The 14,155-nt window shown below is 57.6% G+C and carries 14 protein-coding genes and 1 tRNA gene; 5 read left to right on the forward strand and 10 right to left on the reverse strand.

Going from position 1 to position 14,155, the window contains the following annotated elements:
• Positions 1-13: 13 nt before the first annotated feature.
• Positions 14-90, forward strand: a tRNA-Met gene (locus ACR0AG_RS19790).
• A gap of 96 nt (positions 91-186) precedes the next feature.
• On the opposite strand, the gene ACR0AG_RS19795 is transcribed toward ACR0AG_RS19790, so the two are convergent.
• Complete coding sequence (locus tag ACR0AG_RS19795) at positions 187-1,356, reverse strand: LysR family transcriptional regulator (protein ID WP_480841981.1); 1,170 nt, start codon at positions 1,354-1,356, stop codon at positions 187-189.
• Here ACR0AG_RS19795 and ACR0AG_RS19800 point away from each other — a divergent pair.
• The 3 genes from ACR0AG_RS19800 to ACR0AG_RS19810 all read left to right on the forward strand — a co-directional run bounded on the left by ACR0AG_RS19800 (position 1,355) and on the right by ACR0AG_RS19810 (position 4,495).
• Positions 1,355-2,350: a taurine ABC transporter substrate-binding protein gene (locus ACR0AG_RS19800; RefSeq protein ID WP_480841983.1), complete on the forward strand. Its 996-nt coding sequence runs from the start codon at positions 1,355-1,357 to the stop codon at positions 2,348-2,350. The genes ACR0AG_RS19795 and ACR0AG_RS19800 overlap by 2 nt on opposite strands.
• Positions 2,351-2,426: 76 nt before the next feature.
• Positions 2,427-3,233, forward strand: a complete 807-nt coding sequence (locus tag ACR0AG_RS19805) for a taurine ABC transporter ATP-binding protein (protein ID WP_480841985.1) — start codon at positions 2,427-2,429, stop codon at positions 3,231-3,233.
• Positions 3,230-4,495 (forward strand): ABC transporter permease, encoded by a 1,266-nt coding sequence (locus ACR0AG_RS19810; RefSeq protein ID WP_480841987.1) that lies wholly within the window; start codon positions 3,230-3,232, stop codon positions 4,493-4,495. The genes ACR0AG_RS19805 and ACR0AG_RS19810 overlap by 4 nt, the downstream gene beginning before the upstream one ends.
• A 114-nt stretch (positions 4,496-4,609) precedes the next feature.
• Here the strand turns inward: ACR0AG_RS19810 and ACR0AG_RS19815 are convergent, their stop codons facing one another.
• The 6 genes from ACR0AG_RS19815 to ACR0AG_RS19840 all read right to left on the reverse strand — a co-directional run bounded on the left by ACR0AG_RS19815 (position 4,610) and on the right by ACR0AG_RS19840 (position 10,239).
• Entirely contained in the window at positions 4,610-6,001 is a 1,392-nt protein-coding gene (locus tag ACR0AG_RS19815) for an aminotransferase family protein (protein WP_480841989.1), read from the reverse strand.
• Between the two features lie 256 nt (positions 6,002-6,257).
• Positions 6,258-6,602 (reverse strand): DOPA 4,5-dioxygenase family protein, encoded by a 345-nt coding sequence (locus ACR0AG_RS19820; protein WP_480841991.1) that lies wholly within the window; start codon positions 6,600-6,602, stop codon positions 6,258-6,260.
• Positions 6,603-6,673: 71 nt separating this feature from the next.
• On the reverse strand, positions 6,674-7,312 hold the full coding sequence (maiA, locus tag ACR0AG_RS19825) for a maleylacetoacetate isomerase (RefSeq protein ID WP_480841993.1): 639 nt from the start codon (positions 7,310-7,312) through the stop codon (positions 6,674-6,676).
• A gap of 26 nt (positions 7,313-7,338) precedes the next feature.
• The gene (locus ACR0AG_RS19830) at positions 7,339-7,539 is read right to left on the reverse strand and encodes a DUF2783 domain-containing protein (protein WP_480841995.1); all 201 of its coding nucleotides are present in this window, start codon (positions 7,537-7,539) and stop codon (positions 7,339-7,341) included.
• A complete protein-coding gene (locus tag ACR0AG_RS19835) occupies positions 7,539-9,155 on the reverse strand; it encodes an FAD-dependent oxidoreductase (protein ID WP_480841997.1) in 1,617 nt (538 codons plus the stop codon). Before ACR0AG_RS19835 ends, ACR0AG_RS19830 begins: the two co-directional genes overlap by 1 nt.
• Positions 9,156-9,288: 133 nt before the next feature.
• A complete protein-coding gene (locus ACR0AG_RS19840) occupies positions 9,289-10,239 on the reverse strand; it encodes an MBL fold metallo-hydrolase (protein WP_480841999.1) in 951 nt (316 codons plus the stop codon).
• 52 nt (positions 10,240-10,291) lie between these two features.
• On the opposite strand from ACR0AG_RS19840, the gene ACR0AG_RS19845 reads away from it, so the two are divergent.
• On the forward strand, positions 10,292-10,855 hold the full coding sequence (locus ACR0AG_RS19845) for a DUF2585 domain-containing protein (RefSeq protein WP_480842002.1): 564 nt from the start codon (positions 10,292-10,294) through the stop codon (positions 10,853-10,855).
• Positions 10,856-10,876: 21 nt separating this feature from the next.
• Here the strand turns inward: ACR0AG_RS19845 and fahA are convergent, their stop codons facing one another.
• The 3 genes from fahA to hmgA are packed head-to-tail and all read right to left on the reverse strand — an operon-like array spanning position 10,877 to position 14,154.
• On the reverse strand, positions 10,877-12,136 hold the full coding sequence (gene fahA, locus ACR0AG_RS19850; protein ID WP_480842004.1) for a fumarylacetoacetase: 1,260 nt from the start codon (positions 12,134-12,136) through the stop codon (positions 10,877-10,879).
• 42 nt (positions 12,137-12,178) lie between these two features.
• Complete coding sequence (locus ACR0AG_RS19855; RefSeq protein ID WP_480842006.1) at positions 12,179-12,802, reverse strand: LysE family translocator; 624 nt, start codon at positions 12,800-12,802, stop codon at positions 12,179-12,181.
• Positions 12,799-14,154, reverse strand: a complete 1,356-nt coding sequence (gene hmgA, locus ACR0AG_RS19860) for a homogentisate 1,2-dioxygenase (protein WP_480842008.1) — start codon at positions 14,152-14,154, stop codon at positions 12,799-12,801. Before hmgA ends, ACR0AG_RS19855 begins: the two co-directional genes overlap by 4 nt.
• Between the last annotated feature and the right edge of the window lies 1 nt (position 14,155).

Below are 14,155 nucleotides of genomic sequence, written 5' to 3' on the forward strand. Positions count from 1 at the left end.
TCACAAAAACTGTCGCGGGATGGAGCAGCCCGGTAGCTCGTCAGGCTCATAACCTGAAGGTCGTAGGTTCAAATCCTACTCCCGCAACCAAATTCCAAACAACCCGTTCGATCTACAAACAGTCCACTGGACTGTTCGCCTAACAATCAAACCGCGGCAGCAACAGGGTTTGCACGGCCACACTCGTCAGGTTTCTGTGCGTGCGGGTGCGGACGGGAGCTTTCGAAACTCTGGCCTGAGCCATTCAAAACGCGAAACCATAGGCTCGATAAAGTACTCTGACAGCAGATTTCGTGTCGTTTTATGGATCAACTCAGAAGTCGAAGTCGGGTAGACGTTGCTGGTAAACAGCGACACCGTGCGGGCAAAGCTTTTGCGTGGAAAAGGTCTGACCTGTGTTTTGTCGTGATATCTGCGCGCACGATGATAGCTGGCTGCGGTCGTGATCGCCCAGCCGCTGTTATCGGCCACAAGCCCGATGATCGATTGATTGCATTCCAGCTCGAATCGGTTGGGCAGGCTGATCTTGCTGCGGGTTAGCTGAATTTCGATGAGCTTGCCGATGGTGTGATCGCGTGAATAGCGCAAGAAGGGCAGACGATTTCTGCCGTTGATCAGATCCTCGATTGTGCCATCGAACTTCGGAGGCAGAATTACGATGTAGGGATCCCGCATCAACGGGTATTCGATCAAGCCTTCGACATTACCAGCTGGTCGGGTTGCGATTCCCGCATCCAGTTGGTTCGCCTGGAGTTTTTCGATGATCTCGTGGCTTGGCCGAGCATAGTGGCGAAAGTTGCATCGTGGCAGCGATGCAGAGAGGAAGCTTACAAGTTCTGGAGCGACTTCGTTGTCCAAATCGTCGATCAGAGCCAGCCTCAGATCGGTCGCGTGCTGCCAACTGCCGGACCGAATCTCTGCCTCGCCGCGTTTCAAAGCGGTCATTCCCTCATACACATGGCGTGCAAAAACCGTGCCTGCTGGCGTTAGCCCCATGGGTCTGCGCCCATGATCCACAAGCGCGACGCCCAAGGCAGTTTCGAGGCTGCGGATGTGGTTGGAAACGGTACTAATCGACAAACCGGTTTCCGCGGCGACTTTCTGAACCGAGCCGAGTTTGGAAATCAGTTGAAAAACCTCAAGCCATCTTAGGCTTAGCGATTTTCTGGCCACGGGAATGCTCCAAATACGTGCAGACTTTACTAGAAAACCGAAACAAAGTTTCGCATTTTTAGCAACACATTTTTTGAGTCCCAGTTTGTTGTCCCTCGGATTAAGGTTTTGGCACTGTTCCTTAGTCCGAAGATCAAGCAGAAATCGGATACTCAGAACCAGCAGGGAGAAAATACCAATCATGATCAGAAAACACTTGCTTACGACCGTCTGCGCCGGCATCGCGGCATTGGCAGCGACCCAGGCATCTGCGCAGGAAGAAATCACTGTCGCCTACTTCCTGGAATGGCCAATGCCCTTCCAGTATGCCAAGGCAAACGGCACTTATGAAGACGAGATGGGCGTTAAGATCAACTGGGTGTCCTTCGACACCGGTACGGCAATGTCCGCCGCAATGGCATCGGGCGATGTTCAGATCGCTGTCAGCCAAGGTGTACCGCCTTTCGTCGTGACCACTTCGGCGGGTCAGGACCTCCAGGCCGTGGATGTTGCGGTGAGCTATTCGGAAAATGACAACTGCGTCGTTGCCGAAGCACTTGAAATTGACAAGAGCAATGCCGGTGAACTGAACGGCAAGAAGGTCGGTGTTCCGATCGGAACCGCTGCGCATTATGGTTTCCTGTCTCAGATGAACCATTTTGGTGTTGATCTCAGCTCGATGGAAATTGTCGATATGGCACCTGCTGACGGTGCTGCGGCCTTTGCCCAGGGTAACCTGGACATGGTATGTGGCTGGGGTGGCGCGCTGCGTCGCATGACCGAACATGGCAACGTTCTTTTGACCGGTGCGGAAAAAGAAGAACTGGGCATTCTGGTCTTCGACGTCACCAGCGCACCGTCCTCGTTTATCGAAGAACAGCCCGAATTGCTGTCGAAGTTCCTGAAGGTGACTGCCGACGCCAATGCGCAGTGGAACGCTGGCGAAAACAAGGATGAGATGATCGCGGTGATCGCGAAAGATGCGGGCATGGACGTTGCAGATGCCGAAGCGACCATTTCGACCTTCAGCTTCCCATCCACGGACGAACAGCTGTCCGAGAAGTGGCTTGGTGGTGGGGCACAAAACTTCATGAAAGGCGTGGCCAACGTCTTTGTGGAGGCCGGCAGCATCGATTCGGCACTGGATTCCTACGAAGGCGTTGTGAATTCGGCGCCTCTGGCGTCAACATCTAACTAAACCACAAAAACGACGTTTCTGGGGGCCGGCTCGGGTGCGGGCTGGCCCTCAGACATAACAGCAGGAAGGAAACAGAATGCCCGAAATGGACATTATCGATCTGTCCATGCGTTTTGACTTACCTAACGGCACTTCTGTGCAGGCACTTCAGGACGTATCGCTCAGTTTGAAAGAAGGCGAACTTGTATCGGTCCTTGGCCCCTCTGGGTGTGGCAAGACAACTCTGCTCAATATTGTTGCAGGCTTTCTCGCTCCGACGTCTGGACGCATTGAATTGAACGGGCATATCGTGGATGGCCCTGACGCGGAACGCGGGATGGTGTTTCAGAAAGGCGCCCTGTTCGAGTGGATGAATGTGCGCGAAAACGTGGATTTTGGTCCACGCATGAAGGGAATGCCCAAACAGGAACGAGACAAGATCTCGGACCATCTGCTTGAGGTCGTGGGCCTGCAGGACTTCAAGGAAAAGGCGGTTTATGAACTGTCGGGGGGTATGCAGCAGCGTGTGGCCCTGGCCCGGTGTCTGGCCAACGAGCCCGACGTAATCCTGATGGACGAACCGCTTGGCGCGCTGGACGCGCTGACCCGTGAAAAGATGCAGGGCCTGGTTCTGAAGCTTTGGAAAGAAACCGGCAAAACGATCATCCTGATCACGCACTCGGTGGAAGAGGCGTTGCTTTTGGGTGAACGCCTGATCGTCATGGCCCCACGCCCCGGCCGTATTCACAAGGAATACAACCTGCCCTTTGCTGAACGCGGCGTGAATGCCGATCTTCGTGACGTGAAAAAGTCCGAAGGCTTTGCCGAAACCCGAGACGAAATCCTGTCGATGATTTGGGAAATGGAAGAAGAAATCATGGGCCGGACGGAGCAAGCATCATGATGGTACTTCTTTTTTACGTCGGCTTGTTCGGCGGCGCGTTTCTGATTGTGAACTTCATGCGTAAAGGTCTGCAAAACCGGCAGGACTTTACCAGCCTCAAAACCGTGACCTTCGGTGACGAAAGTGCCGTGACCGCAGATCGAACGGCTTCGATCATCTCAATCCTCGTCATTTTCATCATCTGGGCTGCGTTTACCGGTTCAAAACTGCTGCCGATCCATGTGCCCGGCCCATTTGTTGGGGATATGGAATTTACCTATACGGTGGAAGACACAGACGGCAACACCGACGATGCCACTGTCTTTGTACGCGTGCCGCCGTTCGGGGAAGAGGCTGAGAGCTTTGAGGTTGATGGCGGTGACGGTTTCGCCAAGAACGTGGCTTTCGCCGCACCCAGCGGTCGGTCTTCTACCATTCTGTTTGACAAGAATGACGAAGTAACCCGCAAGGACGGGGCAAAGATTGTCGCGATCAACGGCTCACCTATCGGCCCGGATACCGAAGTTGATGTGGGCGATGGCGTCGTGGCGCTGACCGGAAAGGGTGCGATCAGTTTCACGCCGGCACAGGGTTTGCAGATGAATCCAATCTGGCTGCCGGCCCCTGAAACCGTCGTCGCGCGCTTTTTTGAAATCGCCAGCGAGGGGTATCAGAACTTTTCACTCTGGCAGCACCTTGGGTGGTCTTTGTTGCGCGTGATTGCCGGTTTCATTGCCGGTGCGCTGGTCGGCATTCCGCTTGGCTATGCCATGGGTCTTTCGGGGTGGTTCCGGGGTTGGTTTGATCCAATCGTGGAATTCATGCGCCCTGTTCCCCCGCTGGCGTTGATCCCGCTGGTCATCATCTGGTTTGGTATCTGGGAAACAGGCAAGATCGTTCTGCTGTTCCTGGCTGCGCTCTGGATCATGACCATTGCTGCACGCGCGGGTGTGTCGGGAGTGAATATCTCGAAAATTCATGCGGCCTATTCGCTTGGCGCGTCCAAGTGGCAGATTATGCGTTACGTGATCGTTCCAAACTCGCTGCCTGAAATCTTCACCGGCGCGCGTGTCGCGATGGGTGTTTGCTGGGGCACGGTTGTGGCGGCAGAGCTTGTTGCCGCGCAGAAGGGTGCGGGGATGATGATCATCGCAGCGTCCAAGTTCCAGCTGACGGATATCGTGATCATGGGGATCGTGCTGATTGGTGTGATCGGGTATGGCATCGACATTCTGATGCGCAAGGCCGAGAACTGGCTGGTGCCCTGGAAAGGTCGCAGCTGATCCGGAAACAGGTAGGCCCGGTTTTCGAACCGGGCCTTTCCCTGGACCAAGACATGAAAAAACCCTGCGGCAATTTCCTGCCGCAGGGTTTTTTGTTTTCAGAGGTTTGTGACGTCAGCCAAAGACGCGTCCCAGCGCCCCATCTACCGCATCGGTGATCTGGTCGATGTCATCCGGTGTCGCGATCAGGGCAGGCGAGAAGCACAACGTATTGTTCTTGCCGGGCACCGAACGGTTGGTGACACCGATGATCACCCCCTGCGCCATGCAATCGGCTACCACAGCCTGCGCCATCTTCTCGTTCACTGGCTCGCGGGTCGCGCGATCTGCGACCAGTTCCGCGCCCAAGAACAGACCCTTGCCGCGCACGTCGCCAATGACCTTGTGCTTTTCCATCAAGCCCTGCAGGTTGCCCATCATGCGGGCGCCCATGTCGGTGCAGTTTTGCAGCAGGTTCTCGTCCTCGATGATGCGCATGTTCTCGATTGCCGCTGCCGGACCGGCGGTGCAGCCGCCAAAGGTCGAGATATCGCGGAAATAGTTCATCGGATCTTCGGCATTGTCTTTGAACATATCAAAGATCTCTTCGGTCGTGACCAGCACAGCAATCGCCGCATAGCCCGAGGCGACACCTTTGGCCATAGTCACGAAGTCCGGCTTGATGCCGTATTGCTGATAGCCAAACCATGTACCGGTGCGACCTACGCCGCAGACAACCTCGTCAATATGCAGCAGGATGTCGTATTTCTTGCAGATCTCCTGCACACGCTGCCAGTAGCCCTCGGGCGCTTCAATGACGCCACCGCCTGCCGTGACCGGCTCAAGACACAGGGCGCCCACAGTGTCGGGGCCTTCGCGCAGGATGACCTCTTCGATCTGGTCAGCGGCCCATTCGCCGAAGTTTTCTTCGGGTGCGCCGTCCAACTCGTGCTTGCGGTATTCCATGCAATGGGGCACGCGTACGAAATCCGGCGCGAAGGGGCCATATTGCGCGTTGCGCTCGTCCTGACCACCTGCCGACATCGCCGCCAACGTCGAGCCGTGATAGTCACGGTCGCGGTACAGGATCTTGGTTTTCTTGCCGCCATATTTCTTGTGGGCAATCTGGCGGACCATCTTGAAGGCTTTCTCATTCGCCTCAGAGCCCGAATTCATGTAGTAAACCCGGCTCATGCCCGGCATCTTCTCGATCAGCTTTTCGGCAAAGATCGAACCCGGGATCGAGCCTGCGGACTGGGCGAAATAGCATAGCTTCATCAGCTGGTCATAAACCGCCTTGCAGATGGATTCGCGGCCATAGCCCACATTCACCGTCCAGACCCCGCCCGAGACGGCATCCAGATGTTCCTTGCCCTTCTGATCCCAGACGCGCATCCCTTTGCCTTCGACAATGATACGCGGGTCGTTGGTCTCAAACGGTTTATGCTGGATCAGGTGATGCCAGATATGGGCGCGGTCTGCCTCGACCACGCGGGAAAGATCGTTTTCGTTGAACGTGCCGTCCATGACATGTCCTTTCTGGATAGGGCGCGCTAGAATCAAGAAGTTCTGCGCTTATGAAACAGATGGTCCAAATCAGCGCGAATGGCGCGTGCGAAGTAGGGCCAGTTTAGCCCATAGAATAGTTCCAGTGTAACATGGATACGCATTGTTCAACCCGCAATTCCTGCGGGTTTGATGCAACCTGCGAGCGATGGCTATGAAATTCCAAGACCTCAGGCCGTTGCGACATCAAAGACAGCGGTTCGCCCCGTAAGCCGGTTCAATCAAAGATCGACAGGTCAAGCTCCAGCAGTTCGCCCATCCAGATCGCGTGATCCCGGTGATCCGCAAGATGGTCGCCCGTTTCCGCGTGGGTAAAGATCGTCAGGCCCTGACGGTTCACCATCAGCCACGGGATGACCTTGTCGAATGCTTCGGTGGCAAAGCCGAGCTGGCAGCTCCACCGGGGATGCGGACCGACATTGCGTGCATGCATGCGACCCATCTGGACCGGAAACAGCCGCGCGGCCTCTTCGCAGATATGCTGCGCTGTCTCTTGCGTTTGCGCATCAAAATAGACATGCGCGTGGTAGCCGGTGATCTCGGGCATGGGGCGTCCTTTCATTCTGTCATCAACAGGATAGGGACGCGCCGGTGGAAATCACTCCGGCATTCCCACACAGGTTCTGTGCGGAACTATCGGGGGTTGTTCGCATCCGGATGTGCGGTGGCAAAGGCCGGGTGGTTCGCACACGCTTCCTCTACGGCCAGAACGCGCGGTAGGTCTGACAGGTCAACCTGCCAGCGCCGTGCATTATACATCTGCGGGATCAGACACAGATCCGCGAGGCCGACCGATCCACCGGTGCAATAAGGAGCCTGATCGAACCGACCCAAGAGCGATTCAAACGCCAAAAGACCAGGGCGGATGAAATGGCGCATCCAGTCCCCCGGCATGTCGCCTTCACCATGGCACAGCCCGGTCGCATGACGCGCGACTGAAAGGTTGCACACGGGATGAAGATCAATTGCGATGCTCTGCGCCAATGCTTGGGCAACCGCCCGCTCTGCGGGCTGGTCCGGCAGCAGGTTCAGCCCGCGCGTCTGATCCAGGTATTCGATGATGGCCAGGGATTGTGTCATGCTATGGCCGTCGATCTTTAGCACCGGAACAAGGCCTTGCGGGTTGCGGTCCAGGTGATCTGTGCCGCGGTGATCTCCATCGACCAGATTGATCACCACCTGGTCATAGCCGATACCCGCCAGGTTGAGCGCAATCCGCACGCGGTATGAAGCGGACGAGCGCCAATAGTCGTAAAGAACCACATCGGTCATGCCGCAATCTCCCAACCGGCCGTTGCTTAGGATTTGGCAGACAGCGTGGCCGCCTGGATGGCCTGTTTCAGCACAGCATTGTCCCCGATGTGATTGGCCAGAACCAGAACCAGCCGCGCGTTTAGTGCGTCGCTGTCCGATTGCCCCAGACCTTCATGGGCCTCAAGCAATTCGGCATAGAAATCATCGGCCTGTGAAATGTTGGGGGTCAGGATCAGATCAGACATCATGTGGTCTCCTTTCCGGTGGCCCGAAGGACCGCATGCCGGAATGCGTTTTCTTCGTACACGTCGCGCCGGGCGGCAACATGCTGGTCGGGTCGGATCAGGTAAACGGCGCTGGTCGCATCGCCCAGGTAACGCCGCTTCAGCTCAAGCGTCGGGTCGTCTTTCACCGATAAGGTCAGGCGTTCGACTTTTATGCCGTCGACCTCAATCTCATCCGGGGCGTCTGCATCGATCGTCAACAGGGTGAACCGGTCAGCCAGTTTTGGCAGCAGGAAACCCTCTCCCAATGGCGCGTCCGGGCAGGCCGAGCCGGGACGGGTCCGTTCTGGCCCGTTCAGCGCATCGACCGAATTCAATGGGGATCCGTCATAGGTGCAGGGCACGCTCAGACGGCCTGAATTGACCAGGGGCCGCGCAAATTCGTATTGCTCGCTGAGGTCCAGAACGGCGTCGCGAAAGATCCGCGACATTTGCGATTTCGGCGTGATGAAATCAGTCGAGCGGCTGGAATTCAGAATGTTCTCGTCCGCACCGTGAATACGTTCGACATTGTAGCTGTCCAGCAGGCTCTCGGGCGCTTGTCCGTTCAGGACCAGCTTGAGTTTCCAGCACAGATTGTCTGTGTCCTGCATCCCGGAATTGGCCCCACGCGCGCCAAAAGGGCTGACCTGATGGGCGCTGTCGCCAGCAAAGAGAACGCGCCCATGGCGGAAGCTTTCCATCCGGCGGCATTGGAACGTGTAGATGCTGACCCATTCCAGGTCGAACTGAACATCGTCGCCCAGCATGGCCTTGAGGCGCGGGATCACGTTTTCGGGGCGTTTTTCGCGCTCTTTATCAATATCCCATCCCAGCTGCAGGTCGATGCGCCAGACCCCGTCGGGTTGCTTGTGCAACAAAGCCGATTGACCCCTGTTGAACGGGGGATCGAACCAGAACCACCGCTCGGTTGGGAATTCGGCATCCATCACGACATCGGCGATCAGGAAGTTGTCTTCAAAGACACGTCCGACAAAGTCGAGGCCCAGCATGCGCCGCGTTGGCGATCCGGCCCCGTCACATGCGATCAGCCAGTCGGCTTCGACGGTATAGGACCCTTCGGGGGTTTCGACCTCAAGCTTGACGTGATCGTCATGGGTGCCGATCGCTTCGACCTTGTTGTTTCCGCGTATTTCGATCGGCGCGCCCTGGTCCTGCAGTTCACGGACGCGATCCACCAGATATTGCTCGAAGTAATATTGCTGCAGGTTGATAAAGGCGGGATTGGCATAGCCCGTGTCGGGTTGCAGGTTGAATTCATAGACCTGACGGTCGTCGAAAAAGACCTTGCCGAGGTTCCACTGAACCCCCTTGTCGACCATAGGGCGGCCGCCGCCCAGACGGTCGGCGATTTCGAGGGTACGTTGGGCAAAACAGATTGCACGGCTGCCAAAGCTGACCTTGTCGTTTTCGTCCAGAACCACGACCTCGATCCCTTGCTGCGCAAGGTCAATGGCAGCAGCCAGACCGATGGGTCCGGCACCAATCACGATCACCTTGTGGCGCACCGGCGCCGGTGCGCTCTGGTCCGGGCTGCGTTTGTACGCATATAGCGGGATTTCGAAAATCTTGTTCATGGGCATACTCCCGTACATCCTGCGTGATGCCGTTGATCCATGGCCTGCGGTCAGGCCGAGCGGACGGCAGGGCCGATGATCGCATCATGTTCGCGCGGGCGACACGATCTGGATCAATGCCGCCCGCGAATTCTCAGCTTTGCAGCGCCTCCCACATCTCCAGATCGCGCTGTGCGGTCCAGATCCGAGGCGTGTCGATCCCGCGCGCCTCGTCATAGGCGCGGGCAACGTTGAAGGGCAGGCAGTGTTCATAGATCGCGTAGTCGGCGAATTTCGGATCGCATTCGGCCCGAACCGCATCCCACGCCTCTTTCAGGCTGCCGCCACGCGCAGCGACTTTGGCCGCGGGGCGATAGGTGCTTTCAACAAAATCACGCGTGTTTTCGATGGCGGCGTTTACCATGTCCTTGCCGATCAGGGCGTCTCCGCGGCCCGGAGCGATGGCATCAACTTCGAACCACTTGATCTCGTCCAGCGTGTCGCCCCAATCGCTGAAATGCCCGTCGCCGCAGTAGCAGGCCGAGTGGTATTCGACGATATCGCCAGTGAACATGACGTTCTGGTCCGGTACGTGGATCACGATATCGCCCGCCGTATGGGCACGGCCCAGATGCATCAAATCGACCCGCCGATTGCCCAGATACACGGTCATCGTGTCGCTGAACGTGGTGGTGGGCCAGGTCAGGCCGGGGATGCTCTCGTGCCCTTCAAAGAGGCGTGGGAAGCGTTGGAATTCACTGTCCCAGTCCTCTTGCCCGCGTTCCACGACCATGGCACGCGCCATATCTGACATCAGGATCTGCTGTGCGCCGAAGGCGCTTGCGCCAAGAACCCGCACCGCGTGGTAATGGGTCAGCGCCACATGAGTGATGGGCTTGTCGGTGACCGAACGCACGCATTCGATCACCTTGTTGGCCAGGCGCGGGGTCGCCTGTGCCTCGACGATCATGACGCTGTCATCGCCGATGATCACGCCCGAGTTCGGGTCGCCCTCGGCGGTGAAGGCGTAAAGACCTTCACCCACTTCGGTGAACGAGATTTTCTTTTCTGACATGTCCCCCTGGGACGCGAATGCTTTGGCCATATCATTGATTTCCTTACTGGACAGCGACCGGACATGATGATCTTGTCGCCGCATGTTTGAACGTCGATTTTTGCCTTATTGGGCAACTGCTTGTGTTGTCATCGCCTGTGCCGTCATCCTGCTGTGGATGGGGCGCGAGCCGATTTGCAAATGCGGTTTCATCAAGCTGTGGCATGGTGAAACGTTCAGTTCCGAAAGCTCGCAGCATCTGACGGACTGGTACACGCCCAGCCACATCATTCACGGCTTTCTGTTTTATGGTCTTCTCTGGCTGGTGGCGCGCCGCTTGGCGGTGGGTTGGCGGCTGTTCATTGCCACGCTGATCGAGGTTGCGTGGGAGATTTCCGAGAACACCGATGCTGTGATCGAACATTATCGCGCGGTCACGATCTCGTTGGATTACTACGGCGACAGTGTCGTCAACTCGGTCGCGGATATCGGTGCGATGATGCTGGGCTTTTGGCTGGCCCGCCGCCTTCCGATCTGGGCAACGGTCGCCATTGCGCTGGCGTTCGAGGTTCTGACCACCACGCTGATCCGCGATGGCCTGACCTTGAACGTTCTGATGCTCCTCCACCCGATCGAAGCCGTGAAGGATTGGCAGAGCGCGCTCTGAATATGCAAACGCGGTGTGCACTCAATCCCTCGCAAACGGATTTTCGTGGGCAGGAAGAACGGTTCCCACGCAGTCGCCGAACCCGATGACATAGCCATCACCCTTGGCGGCGCCTTTCAGGGTCAGCGTGTCGCCATCTTCGATGAAACTGCGGGTTTCGCCGGTGTCCAGCGTCAGCGGTTCTTTCCCGCCCCAGCTGAGTTCCAACAGCGAGCCGCGTTGGGGCTTGGTCGGACCCGAGATGGTGCCGGACCCAAGCAGATCGCCGGTGTTCATCGGACAGCCAGATGTGGTGTGATGCGCCAGTTGCTGGGCGGCGGAGTAATACATCTGGTTGTAATTGGTCCGCGCGATAACGGTTTCGGGCTGGCCTTCGGGTGCCATGGTAACCTGCAGGTCGATGTCATAGAGCATCGGGCCGCAATCCTTCAGGTGATCCAGCAGCTCGAACTCGCGCGCCGGTGTGTCGCAACGAAACGGTTCCAGCGCGGCTTTGGTGACAATCCACGGGCTGATCGAGGTAGCGGTCGCTTTGGCCTGAAACGGGCCCAAGGGCTGGTATTCCCAGGCCTGGATATCGCGCGCCGACCAATCGTTTAGCAGCACGTAGCCAAAGATGTTGTCATCTGCTTCCTGCACCGAGATCGGGCCGTCCGAGTGGGTGCCGACAATCGCGCCCATCTCAAGCTCGATGTCGAAACGGCGACTGGGCAGAAAGGCGGGTCTGTCGTGATCGGGCGATTTTAGCTGACCCCAGGGGCGGCGTATGACGGTACCCGACACAACCACCGATGAGGCGCGGCCGTTATAGCCGATGGGGATGTGCAACCAATTGGGCGGCAATGCATTCTCCGGGCCTCGGAACATGGTGCCCACGTTCTGGGCGTGGTTTCGGCCTGCGTAGAAGTCGGTGTATTCGCTGACGGCGAACGGCAGATGCATCTCGGCCTCTTGTTGTGGCACCAGCAGCGGTTCGACACTTGCCCGTTCTTCCGAGGCTTCGGCCAGCAGGGTGGTCAGGCGGTCGCGCAAGGCGGCCCAGACGGCGGGGCCTTCCTCCATCAGCGGGTTCCAAAAGGGCAGGTCAAACAGGGGTTCGTCACCCAAGGTGATCAGGCCCTCGGCCTCAGCCGTGGTCACGTCAAGGATCATATCGCCGATGGCGACGCCACAGCGCGGGTCCGACCCTTGGGTGGAAAAGACGCCGTAGGGCAGGTTATTCAATGGAAACGGGTGATCCGCGTCATTGGCTGAAGTCACCCAGGAGGTCTTGAGAGGCATTGTTTGTCCTTATGTGTCTGACGTTAGGCGCAGATCTGTCTGTTACGGTGTTTCGCGCAGCGATTTGAGGCCCAGCAATATGGCCGCAAAGATCATGAAGCCACCCCCGGCCCGATCCAGCCAGAGGTGCGCAGACCCTTTCAGGCGTTTCGCCAGCCAGCTTGCACTGCTGCCATAGGCAGTCAGAAACAACCCGTCGATGATCAAGTATGTGGCGGACAGGATCGCGAATTGTGGCCAGAAAGGTAGGGCGCCGTTAATGAAAAGCGGAAAGAGCGCGGCAAAGAACACAACAGCCTTGGGATTGGCGGCAGAGGTGATGAACCCTTGCATCCACAGCGCCTTGCGGCTGGCACGCGCCGCATCCGCGGCGGCGGTGCGTTTGGCCATCAGGATTGATCGCAGTCCAAGAAACACCAGATAGGCCACGCCCAGCCATTTGATGGTCGCAAGTGCTGTGGCAGAGGTTGCAATCACCGCAGCCAGGCCAAGCCCAGCGGCCAGCATTTGCAGCAGGTTGGCCGTCAGATCGCCCGCTGCGGTAAACAACCCGCGCCCCAGCCCGTTTGCCGCCGAGTTTGACAGCATCAGCATTTGACTGGGTCCCGGCGTGCTCATCAGCAGCAGGACGGTCGCCACATAGGTGATCCAGATGTCAAAACTCATTTCTTGCCCGGCGTCCCGTCGAACTTTTTGTCCAGCGATGTCCAGCAGTCGATGTAATCATCCTGCAGGGGCGCCTCAGTAGCGGCAAAGGGCGTCAGATGCTGCGGGAACCGCGTTTCGAACATGAACGACATGGTGTTGTCCAGCTTGTCCGGCCCCAGGTTCGAGTTTGAGGCTTTCTCAAACGCGTCTTTGTCGGGGCCGTGTGGCAACATCATGTTGTGCAGGCTGATGCCGCCCGGGACAAAGCCCTGCGGTTTGGCGTCATACTGGCCGTAGATATTCCCCATCAGCTCGGACATGATGTTCTTGTGGTACCATGGCGGGCGGAACGTGTCTTCCATCACCATCCAACGTTCACGGAACAGGACAAAGTCGATATTGGCCGTGCCCGGCTGACCCGAGGGCGCGGTCAGAACGGTAAAGATCGATGGGTCGGGGTGGTCGAACAAGATGGCCCCAACTGGGCAATAATTGCGCAGATCGTATTTGTAGGGTGCATAGTTTCCGTGCCACGCCACCACATCCAACGGGCTTTGGCCGATCTTGGTTGTGTGGAACTGCCCACACCACTTAACCGTCACGGTCGAGGGCACTTCGCGGTCTTCAAACGCCGCCACTGGCGCCTTGAAATCGCGCGGGTTGGCCATGCAGTTGGCGCCAATCGGGCCGCGACCGGGCAATTCGAACTTTTGCCCATAGTTTTCGCAGACAAAGCCGCGGGCGGGGCCTTCCAGCACTTCGACGCGATACACCAGACCACGCGGCAGGATTGCGATCTCTTTTGGTTCAATGTCGATGATGCCCAGCTCGGTCGCAAATCTCAGACGCCCTTCCTGTGGGACCACCAGCAATTCGGAATCGGCCGAGAAGAAATAGTCGTCGACCATGGATTCCGTCACCAGATACACATGCGTCGCCATGCCGACCTGAGTGTTTACATCGCCCGCCGTGGTCATGGTACGCATGCCGGTCAGCCAGTTCAGGTTCTGGTCCGTGTGGTCAATTGCATCCCACCGGTATTGGCCAAGGCTGATCACATCCGGATCGACGCAGGGCGCCGATTTCCAATAGGGCAGATCGATCTTTTCGTAACGATGAGAATGCTTGACCGAGGGGCGAATGCGATAGCACCACGTGCGCTCGGGCTGGGGCGCGGTAAAGGCGGTGCCGCTGAGCTGTTCGCCATAAAGGCCATAGTTGCACTTCTGCGGGCTGTTCATGCCTTGCGGCAGCGCGCCGGGCAGAGCTTCGGTTTCGAAGTCGTTTCCAAAGCCGGGCATATAGCCGGGATGCGTCCCGACCGGGGTGTCGGCTTGGATCATGTCGCGCGGATCAATCTGTCGATTCATG

It is taken from the genome of Ruegeria sp. H6, assembly GCF_056532975.1.

Coding starts and splice junctions, on each gene's coding strand:
- ACR0AG_RS19800 (WP_480841983.1), top strand. CDS start 1,355: ATGATCAGAAAACACTTGCTTACGACCGTCTGCGCCGGCATCGCGGCA.
- ACR0AG_RS19795 (WP_480841981.1), bottom strand. CDS start 1,356: ATGATTGGTATTTTCTCCCTGCTGGTTCTGAGTATCCGATTTCTGCTT.
- ACR0AG_RS19805 (WP_480841985.1), top strand. CDS start 2,427: ATGCCCGAAATGGACATTATCGATCTGTCCATGCGTTTTGACTTACCT.
- ACR0AG_RS19810 (WP_480841987.1), top strand. CDS start 3,230: ATGATGGTACTTCTTTTTTACGTCGGCTTGTTCGGCGGCGCGTTTCTG.
- ACR0AG_RS19815 (WP_480841989.1), bottom strand. CDS start 6,001: ATGGACGGCACGTTCAACGAAAACGATCTTTCCCGCGTGGTCGAGGCA.
- ACR0AG_RS19820 (WP_480841991.1), bottom strand. CDS start 6,602: ATGAAAGGACGCCCCATGCCCGAGATCACCGGCTACCACGCGCATGTC.
- maiA (WP_480841993.1), bottom strand. CDS start 7,312: ATGACCGATGTGGTTCTTTACGACTATTGGCGCTCGTCCGCTTCATAC.
- ACR0AG_RS19830 (WP_480841995.1), bottom strand. CDS start 7,539: ATGTCTGATCTGATCCTGACCCCCAACATTTCACAGGCCGATGATTTC.
- ACR0AG_RS19835 (WP_480841997.1), bottom strand. CDS start 9,155: ATGAACAAGATTTTCGAAATCCCGCTATATGCGTACAAACGCAGCCCG.
- ACR0AG_RS19840 (WP_480841999.1), bottom strand. CDS start 10,239: ATGGCCAAAGCATTCGCGTCCCAGGGGGACATGTCAGAAAAGAAAATC.
- ACR0AG_RS19845 (WP_480842002.1), top strand. CDS start 10,292: ATGTTTGAACGTCGATTTTTGCCTTATTGGGCAACTGCTTGTGTTGTC.
- fahA (WP_480842004.1), bottom strand. CDS start 12,136: ATGCCTCTCAAGACCTCCTGGGTGACTTCAGCCAATGACGCGGATCAC.
- ACR0AG_RS19855 (WP_480842006.1), bottom strand. CDS start 12,802: ATGAGTTTTGACATCTGGATCACCTATGTGGCGACCGTCCTGCTGCTG.
- hmgA (WP_480842008.1), bottom strand. CDS start 14,154: ATGAATCGACAGATTGATCCGCGCGACATGATCCAAGCCGACACCCCG.